The organism is Salinivirga sp., from assembly GCF_055145285.1.
The window spans coordinates 1-9,612 of the sequence record NZ_JBSRDC010000044.1 but is presented as its reverse complement, the minus strand read 5'-3'; the positions used below and the strand labels follow the sequence as shown (position 1 = coordinate 9,612).

At 39.0% G+C, this 9,612-nt stretch carries 8 protein-coding genes and 2 rRNA genes; 9 read left to right on the top strand and 1 reads right to left on the bottom strand.

From position 1 onward, the window contains the following. From ACTB0Y_RS08610 to ACTB0Y_RS08590, 5 genes are all read left to right on the top strand, one after another. Positions 1–123 (top strand): 23S ribosomal RNA (locus ACTB0Y_RS08610); the annotation flags it as partial. A gap of 55 nt (positions 124–178) precedes the next feature. After that, positions 179–289 (top strand): 5S ribosomal RNA (rrf, locus tag ACTB0Y_RS08605). Between the two features lie 1,024 nt (positions 290–1,313). Then, complete coding sequence (gene gdhA / locus ACTB0Y_RS08600) at positions 1,314–2,645, top strand: NADP-specific glutamate dehydrogenase (protein ID WP_463206409.1); 1,332 nt, start codon at positions 1,314–1,316, stop codon at positions 2,643–2,645. Between the two features lie 45 nt (positions 2,646–2,690). Then, complete coding sequence (locus ACTB0Y_RS08595; protein WP_463206408.1) at positions 2,691–2,999, top strand: hypothetical protein; 309 nt, start codon at positions 2,691–2,693, stop codon at positions 2,997–2,999. 114 nt (positions 3,000–3,113) lie between these two features. Beyond that, the gene (locus ACTB0Y_RS08590) at positions 3,114–4,205 is read left to right on the top strand and encodes an energy transducer TonB (RefSeq protein ID WP_463206407.1); all 1,092 of its coding nucleotides are present in this window, start codon (positions 3,114–3,116) and stop codon (positions 4,203–4,205) included. Positions 4,206–4,264: 59 nt separating this feature from the next. On the opposite strand, the gene aspS is transcribed toward ACTB0Y_RS08590, so the two are convergent. Further along, positions 4,265–6,025 (bottom strand): aspartate--tRNA ligase, encoded by a 1,761-nt coding sequence (gene aspS / locus ACTB0Y_RS08585; RefSeq protein WP_463206406.1) that lies wholly within the window; start codon positions 6,023–6,025, stop codon positions 4,265–4,267. Between the two features lie 233 nt (positions 6,026–6,258). On the opposite strand from aspS, the gene ACTB0Y_RS08580 reads away from it, so the two are divergent. The 4 genes from ACTB0Y_RS08580 (at position 6,259) to ACTB0Y_RS08565 (ending at position 9,498) form a co-directional block, all read left to right on the top strand. Beyond that, positions 6,259–6,702 carry a nucleoside deaminase gene (locus tag ACTB0Y_RS08580; RefSeq protein ID WP_463206405.1) on the top strand — a complete coding sequence of 148 codons (444 nt, stop codon included), beginning with the start codon at positions 6,259–6,261 and terminating at the stop codon, positions 6,700–6,702. Between the two features lie 88 nt (positions 6,703–6,790). Then, positions 6,791–7,327, top strand: coding sequence for a hypothetical protein (locus ACTB0Y_RS08575; RefSeq protein WP_463206404.1), 537 nt, complete (start codon positions 6,791–6,793; stop codon positions 7,325–7,327). Between the two features lie 30 nt (positions 7,328–7,357). Beyond that, positions 7,358–9,148, top strand: a complete 1,791-nt coding sequence (locus tag ACTB0Y_RS08570) for a tetratricopeptide repeat protein (protein WP_463206403.1) — start codon at positions 7,358–7,360, stop codon at positions 9,146–9,148. Between the two features lie 11 nt (positions 9,149–9,159). Next, positions 9,160–9,498 (top strand): response regulator, encoded by a 339-nt coding sequence (locus ACTB0Y_RS08565; RefSeq protein WP_463206402.1) that lies wholly within the window; start codon positions 9,160–9,162, stop codon positions 9,496–9,498. Positions 9,499–9,612 lie beyond the last annotated feature (114 nt).

The window sequence follows — 9,612 nt, the reverse complement described above, 5'->3', positions numbered from 1 at the left end:
AAGCTGGCCTCAAGATGAGATCTCCTTTAAGGGCCGTTAGAGACTATGACGTTGATAGGCTGTAGGTGTAAAGGCAGTAATGTCAGAGCCGAACAGTACTAATTGCCCGTAAGCTTTTTTCGCACCCAAAGTTTCTGTTTTGAAGTTTTTATTTCCAATATGTCTTTTTTTAAAATATTTAGGTGGTTTTAGCGTAGGGGCCCCACCTCTTCCCATACCGAACAGAGAAGTTAAGCCCTACAGCGCCGATGGTACTGCAGTAATGTGGGAGAGTAGGCCGCCGCCAACTTATCCAAGCCCCGGTTCTTTATTGAGCCGGGGCTTACTTTTGCTCATAACTTTCAAAAATATTGCGGCGGCCGTAGGCTGAGTAAAACGAAGTCCCGGTATGCACCGGGATCGCCGCCAATCCGCCAGCTGGCGGACCTCTGGTTCTTCATTGGGCCGGGGCTTTTTTATATATGCCTGCCCTAAACGGGTACCCATTTTCTAATAATCAAGCACCTCTTCCCATACCGATCCGCCAGCTGGCGGATAAGCCCTACAGCGCCGATGGTACTGTCCGCCAGTCGGCGGATGGGAGGGTAGGCCGCCGCCAACCCGCCAGCTGGCGGGCCCTGGTCCTTTATTGAGCCGGGGCTTTTTTTATATATGCCTGCCCCTAAGAGAAGTGGTTTCCGGCGGTGACAATTGAAAATCTGCGTAGCTAAAGGAGATGATTGACTTGTGCGGGTTCCCCCGATTGGACCAGGGCAAGATATGCTGGTACATCGACCATCAAAACCTAAGCTTTCGGGACAAAAATGTTTACAGCTTCGTACAAACTTATAAACTCATGAATTTAGGGCCCTAAACGGATAACCATTTCCCAATGACCATTATGCACCTCTTCCCATACCGATCCGCCAGCTGGCGGATAAGCCCTACAGCGCCGATGGTACTGTCCGCCAGTCGGCGGATGGGAGGGTAGGCCGCCGCCAACCCGCCAGCTGGCGGTCCCGGTCCTTTATTGGACCGGGGCTTTTTTTTTGGTACAGGCCAGGACCCTATAACATCCATGGACAATAAAAGCCTACATCTCTATCTCAACCTTAACCTCAATCTCAACCTTAACCTCAACCTTCTTTCTATGCCCCTTTCAACTTATCTTCCTTATACTAATGACGCAATGACAAAAGCACAAATGACTGTTTCTTAAAATGTTAACAAATGTTAAAAATGTGTTTGTCTTTATTATTTTATTATTGAATATAATCATGTACTAATTATCAAATTAGCTTAACTTTGATATATAAACCTATAAAATTAAAGTTATGGCTGATCTTAATAGTTTTATGAACCAGGTAATTGCTCGTAACCCCGGAGAACATGAATTTCATCAGGCAGTTAAAGAGTTTGTAGAATCAATATGGACTGTTTATGAATCTAATCCAAGATATAAAGAAGCAAAAATACTCGAAATGTTAACAGAACCTGAGCGTGTTGTTATGTTTAGGGTCCCATGGGTTGATGACAGGGGTGGTGTTCAGATAAACAAGGGCTACCGTGTTGAGTTCAATAGTGCCATAGGTCCATACAAAGGCGGACTTAGGTTTCACCCCAGTGTTACGCTTAGTGTACTGAAGTTTTTAGGTTTTGAGCAAACATTTAAAAACAGTCTGACAACTCTTCCTATGGGAGGGGGTAAAGGTGGATCTGATTTTAGTCCAAAAGGCAAATCAGATAATGAAATTATGCGTTTTTGCCAAAGCTTTATGACAGAATTGGCACGGCATATTGGTCCTTACACAGATGTTCCCGCAGGCGATATTGGTGTGGGAGGTCGTGAAATTGGTTATTTGTTTGGTCAGTATAAACGCCTGAAAAATGAGTTTACAGGTGTGCTTACCGGTAAAGGTGTGATGTGGGGAGGGAGTTTGATACGACCTGAAGCAACCGGATTTGGTGCCGTTTATTTCGTACAACATATGTTAAAGGAAATGAATCGTGAAATTGATGGACAAAGTTTTGCGATTTCTGGTTTTGGAAATGTTGCATGGGGTGCTATAACTAAAATTAATGAGCTTGGTGGTAAAGTAGTGACCATTTCCGGTCCCGATGGGTATGTATATGATGAACAAGGTATATCAGGGGATAAACTTGAATATTTACTGGAGCTCAGATTGTCAAATAATGATGTGGTAGAGCCCTATGCGAATAAATATGGTGCTAAATTTTACCCGGGTAAACGTCCATGGGTGCAACCTGTCGATATTGCCATTCCTTGTGCTTGTGAAAACGAATTAAACGAAGATGACGCACAATCATTGATAGGCAATGGCTGTTTCCTCGTAGCTGAAGCGTCAAATATGGGGTGTACAGCCGAAGCTGCTGAGCTTTTACGTGATAAAATTGTTTATGCGCCGGGAAAAGCTGTTAATGCCGGTGGTGTTGCTGTATCAGGGCTCGAAATGACCCAAAATTCAATGCGGTTAAGCTGGACACGCGAAGAAGTGGACGAGCGGCTACACCAGATAATGGGGTTTATACACGATACATGCAAAAAATATGGACAAAAGCCAGATAAAGTTGATTATGTGGTAGGTGCTAATGTTGGTGGATTTGTTAAAGTGGCAGAAGCAGTAATGGCGCAGGGTGTTGTTTAATGATAATTTTCTTTATACTTTTATGATCGAACAAAACGATCATTTATGCCCATGTCACAAAAACAATTGGAGTTTGACCGCCAGCTTGATATTACAGCCATCCGGGAATATCGACGGACTAAAAATCCTGTAATTATATCTGAAATATTTCAAAAGTATGCACTACTTGTTTATGGTGTATGTTTAAAATATTTATCACAGCGGGAGCTGGCTAAAGATGCTGTAAGGCAGGTATACACGGCACTCCCGGCAAAAATTCAAAAAACTGATATTAATAATTTCAGGGAATGGTTATTTGGTGATACCAAAGAAATTTGTGATGATATTTTAAAGAAGAAAAAGGGTGATAAATGATGTTGGCTGATTCTTTTTTATAACAATTAAACGCTTTTAATAACTTTGCCAATGTCAGACGATAATATTTTCAAAGGTTCATATTCTGATGTATTTAGATACATTGGAAAGAAAATGAATAATTCTGAACGGATTAAGTTCGAAAAAGAATTGGAAGGTGATGCATTTTTAAAAGATGCAGTTGAAGGCTTTTCAAAACTGAAGGTCGATGACATTGAACATGATTTAAATTCGTTTTCTTTCATCCGTCCAAAAAAAATACAGTATCGAAAAGCAGTTGTCATTCTTTTTATCATTGCTATTCTTGCTTTGTTATTTTTCATGTTTATACTCAACGATGAAAAAGTTGAAGAAGATGATTTTATAAATGAACCTACAGAAGGATCTTTCACTCCAAATCAAGAACTGAAAAGAACTGATGATTCTTTGAAAAATGACTCGATAACATTATCACGGGCTGACAGTATAATTACAATAACGGGCGATTCAATTCATGCAGTTTCTGATACTGTGGAAGAAAGCTCCGTAAGAAGTACTAACCTTGAAAAGAATACTAAAAAGGTTGGGACAAAACCAGACGTTACGCCAAATAACGAAGTCGAAAGTCAAGAAGAAGATAAAGGTTTAGAGCAATCTTCACCTGATGCAGGAATAATTGAGGCGATACCAAAAGATGATACTGTTGAAAATGTAACAGAGAATGTGCTGTCTGAAAGGGAACAACCGGATAATCTACCAGGTTTTTATGAAATTGCAGTCAAGGAAGAAGTAAATGAGCTTGTTTCCGAATTGCCCGAAAATGAAAACGAAGCTGGTTTTGAAGATAAACTTGAGGAAACAGGGCAAGACCAGGATGCAGAACCCGTGAATAACTCAACAAATGAATCATACAGCGATATAGAACCCCGCCCCGGTGTTAATGCCGACCCTAAGCCACTGGGTGGGGAAGCTTTATTTGATGAGTATATCGATGATAACTTGGGTTATCCTTTAACAGGAAAAGGGCGTCAGGTTGTTAAAATTGAGTTTACAGTTTCGTTAACCGGCGAACTTGATAATTTTGAAGTGCTTCGTTCTCCCGATAATGAAGCTTTCCAAAAGGAAGCCATCAGGGTATTGTCAGAGGGGCCCAAATGGTCGCCGGCTATTAAAGATGGCATACCGGTAAAAAGCCGTGAGAGTGTTCGGATTTTATTTCGACCATAGAACAAAAAGAGGCTGCCATTAATTATTGACAGCCTCTTTTTCGATCTAAGGGTTTGTGATTATTCTTTTTTCGATGGAAGGACAACTTTCAGGTTGAGTTCTTTTAGCTGTTTATCCGATATTGTAGATGGGGCATCGTTCATCACATCCCGCCCGGTGTTGTTTTTTGGGAATGCAATAACATCACGTATTGAATTAAGTCCTGCAAAAAGGCTCACAAGCCTGTCAAACCCAAATGCTATTCCGGCATGGGGCGGAGCTCCATATTGAAAAGCATCCATTAAGAATCCAAATTGTGCATTAGCCTGTTCTTCGGTAAATCCCAACAGGTTAAACATTCTTGATTGTAAGGCGCTATCAAATATACGCACCGACCCTCCTCCAATTTCAACACCGTTTATCACTAAATCGTAGGCATTGGCCCTTACTTTTCCAGGTGAAGTTCCTAAAAGTTCAATATCCTCTGGTTTTGGCGATGTAAATGGGTGGTGCATGGCGTAGTAACGATTTGTTTCTTCATCCCATTCAAGTAGTGGGAAATCGGTAACCCAGAGTGGTTTGAATTGATCTTTATCAATAAGGTCCAGTTGACGCCCCAATTCAAGCCTGAGTTCACACATCTGTTCCTGAGTTTCAAACTTATCTCCTGACAATATCAGTAGTAAATCGCCTGGTTTAGCCCCACATTGTTTAGCCCATTTTCCAAGGTCGTTATGATCAAAAAATTTATCAACTGATGATTTAAAAGTCTCATCTTCATTGTATTTTACGTAAACCATTCCCTTTGCCCCTATCTGAGGGCGTTTAACGTAGTTTGTAAGGGCATCAAGTTGTTTACGGCTATAATTAGCAGCACCTTTGGCATTAATGGCAACAATGTATTCTGCATTATCAAAAATGCCAAAGCCTTTACCTTTTGCAATGTCGGTAATATCGTTGAAAAGCATTTCAAAGCGGGTGTCGGGCTTGTCGCTGCCATATTTGTCCATTGCCTCGGCATAAGGCATTCTTGGGAATGCACCGGGATCAATGTTTTTAATCTCTTTGAAAAGATGTCTCGTTAAACCTTCAAAAGTATTTAGAACATCTTCTTGTTCAACAAACGACATTTCGCAGTCAATTTGTGTGAATTCAGGCTGTCGATCGGCCCTTAAGTCTTCATCCCTGAAACATTTTACAATTTGATAATATCTGTCGAACCCGGCTACCATCAGTAATTGTTTGAAAACCTGTGGACTTTGTGGAAGGGCATAAAATTCCCCGGGGTTCATGCGAGATGGAACAACAAAATCTCTGGCACCTTCTGGTGTCGATTTCATTAAAACCGGAGTTTCCGTTTCAATAAAATCTTTTGAATCGAGATAATTACGGATGGCAATTGCCATTTTCGACCGGAGCACCAAATTATCTTTTACGGCATCGCGCCTTAAGTCGAGGTACCGGTATTTCATTCTTAACTCATCGCCACCGTCGGTGTCTGTTTGAATGGTAAACGGCGGCGTTTGGGCTTTGTTCAGAACTTTTATGTCCTTTATGTCAATTTCTATCTCCCCGGTAGGTATTTTATTGTTTTTACTTTGTCGCTCCAGAACTTTACCGCTTATTTGAATAACAAATTCGCGCCCCAACTCTGCTACTTTTGATTTTAATGCATCTGGTGCTTTCTCGTCAACAACCAGTTGTGTTATTCCATAACGATCCCTTAAATCAATAAATGTCATGCCACCAAGCTTCCTGATTCTCTGAATCCAGCCACTTAGCGTAGTATCGTTTCCTACATGGTTTATTCGTAATTCACCACAGGTGTTTGTTCTGTACATAGTAAAAATGTTTTAAATAAAAATTTGGTGCTAAAATAGTAAGAAATGATAAATCAAACTGATGATTACAGTCATTTTTACAGATTAAGAAAAAGTAAAGCAAAGCTTAAAACAAAAGCCCCCCTAATAGTATAGTTATAAAACATGTTTTTGATTAAATAAATATGATTTTCGTATTTTTTTTAGAAGAGAGGGTTCAATATCCTACTTTTGTAATGATAAATAACAATGCTATGATAAAACCATTTTCTGACGAATATTTTATGGGTAAAGCACTTGATGAAGCAAAAAATGCTTTTGAAGAAGGAGAAATCCCTGTTGGGTGTGTTGTGGTTTCAAATAATACGATCATTGCACGTGCGCATAATTTGACTGAAAAACTTACTGATGTTACAGCTCATGCCGAAATGCAGGCTATAACCGCAGCATCGAATCTTTTAGGGGGTAAATATCTTACCGGATGTAAAATATACGTTACACTTGAACCCTGTGTTATGTGTGCCGGGGCACTGTCGTGGGCGCAGGTTGATGAAATTATATATGGGGCCTCTGATCCAAAACGTGGTTATACGATATTTGCACCCAATGCTCTGTATTCAAAATTAAAAGTTAAAAAAGGGGTCTTGGAGAATGAATCGGCTAGTTTAATGACTGATTTTTTTCGCAGTAGACGATAAAAATGAAAAAAAACATAGTTTGTTTTTGTATGTGGTTAATAATCAGTATCTTTAAAATATTTATTTTTTAACCTCTAAAATTTATATTATGAAACCCACTACTTATCAAGTTAAAATTCGGGTTTTTACTCCCGAAATGTTGAATTTCTTTAAAGATGACCCCAGGTTGGGATCTAAAGACAAACCTTACAAGGCCGATATGTTTTATGAAGTATTGTCACCGTATGCACATTTTTATGGCCCCTTGCGAAACATTCTCGTTTTTGAGAAAAATGCCAGCTATGTTTGGTCTGTTGAATCAGCTGATGGCAAAGAGCTGAAATTTACAGCCATAAATGAATCCCCCGAAATGGAACTGGAGATGATTACCGATAAGCCTTCGGAAGAAAAATGGAATAAGATATTTAAGAAACCACCTAAAATGCAACCTGACGGTAAGCTAAAATTGAAGAGTACTGAAACGTCCTCAAATGTTTTTTGTTTAGAAACAACCGGAAATTTGAGAGATGGTGGTAAAATTAAGTATTCTTTTTTATTTGAATTTGAAGACCCAAATGGCAAAACAAAATATGGCATTGTAGATCCTGTGGCTGATACGTATCCACCACCACCGCCGCCAGAATAGTAATATGCAATTATTTTATATCTGCAAGAAATGAGAGTTATACTTATAAATTTGTTTATTTTTCTAACAATCGGGGGCTTTTCCGGAGCCCCCGATATTATTGATTCAATTAAAGTGCAGTTGGATCAACCCAATATTGAAGATAGCCTGAAGGCTAATTTAATGCTACAATTATGTTACCACAGCCAGAGCTCACCTGTTGAAGCATTAAGGTACGGGGAGGAAGCACTTCGGTTGTCTGAAAAATTGCAAATGCAGAAAACTCAGGCATATGCACATGGGTATATGGGAATGGCTGAAGATAGATTGGGTAATAACACACGGGCAGTTGAGCATTTTATTAAATCAGCAAATATTTACCGAAACATAGGCATGCCCCGGGAAGAAGCTTTTGCCCTGGGTGCAATTGGAAATGCATGTTTGCGTCAGGATGATCTGGGAAATGCGGTTGATTACTATCAGCAAAGCCTGGAGGTTTTTAAAGCGTACAACGATTCGTTTTCAATTGCCAATGTAACATTGAACATTGGAGAGTCATATCGGGAGTTTGGACAATTAGATAGTGCTGAATATTATTATAATGAGGCACTGCGTATATTAAAACAGCTTGGGGGCAAAAAAGAGGTTATGAGCCGAAAAGCCATGATCATCGGGAATTTGGGGTTGCTTCATTATAAGAAAGGTTTATATAAAAAAGCGAAACAAGAGTTTAAAGAATCATTGGAAAGATATGTTGATATTGATGAGTTAGCCCCTAAAGTAACATATATGAGTAGTTTGGGCGAGCTTTACTGTAAAGAGGGTAACTACTTAAAAGGGTTAGGTTTAATGGAGAAGTCAATGAACCTTGCTTATGGTGAAAACCTCAAAGGGCAGATAAGAGATATAAGCCTTCGTTTATCAAATATGTATGAAAAGACTGGAGACCTGGCAAAATCATTGTCTTATTATAAAAGATTCAAAGCATTTGATGACAGTGTGAAAAACATAGCGAATGTCAGAAAAATGGAACGAATGCAAAGCAAATTTGAGTTAAATAAAAAAGAAGAACAAATTGATACTTTAAATCGTTTAAATCAACTTCAAAGGGTGCTGGCCTATGTTTTAATGTTCAGTGCTGTTGTTTTTCTGGTCTTCATATTCAAATTAAACCAAAGTAACAGAAAAATTAAGGAGATAAACGACCGTTTGCTTGTGCAAAAAGAAATGGTTGAAAAAAGTGAAGAGGAGAAATCGTTGCTGTTACGGGAGTTGAACCACAGGGTAAAGAATAATCTGCAGATGGTGTCCAGTTTGTTAAATTTACAGGCACGTCAGCTTAAAGGGCATCCGGCAGCTGAAGCTCTTAAAGCTGGTCGCTACAGGGTAGATGCCCTGACGTTAATCCACCAGACATTATACCGGCACGATATTGATACAAAAATTGATATCAAAAACTATGTGGAAGAGCTTTCAAATAACTTAGTGATGAGTTTTGACCAAAATTTTCAACTCGAACTTGATTTGAAACCTTTAGTAATGAAGATAGATAAAGCCATTCCACTGGGATTGATAATAAATGAACTTATTACCAATGCACTTAAATATGCTTCAAAAGATAATGGTTTCCCTTGGGTGAAGATTTCTCTCAATAGTACAGGTGATGATGGTTTTGTTATGATTGAAGATAATGGGCCGGGATTGCCGGATGATTTTAATTTTAGCAAAGCTGCTTCTTTTGGGATTAAATTGGTAAATTCGTTAATTAAACAACTTGATGGCAATATAGAATGGGATAATACCAAGGGTACATGTTGGAAAGTTTATTTCAAAAAAACATAGTTTGATGAATTATGGCAGGCAAGGTTAAGATTTTAATTGTTGAAGATGAATTTATGATTGCCGAAGATATAGCAATGCGTCTTGATGATTTTGGTTACGAGGTAGTCGGTACCGTACCAACAGCAAGGCAGGCATTGGATATATTAGAAAACAATCCTGTTGACCTGGCCTTGCTCGATATCAATATTTCTGGCCCTGTTGATGGTATACAATTAGCTGCTGCCATCCAAGAAAAATTCAATATCCCTTTCATATATTTAACATCTTTGGCAAGTAAGGCTGTTGTTGAAAGGGCACAAAAAACATTGCCTTCGGCTTTTTTGCTTAAGCCTTTTAATGGATCACTTTAACATTCGGGTTGATATTGAAAAATAATTGTCTTAATTATTTTATCTTTCGACCATGGAAAATGAATTACTGCTCCGACACATATTACCTAAGGAAATATTTGAATATTTTGAACT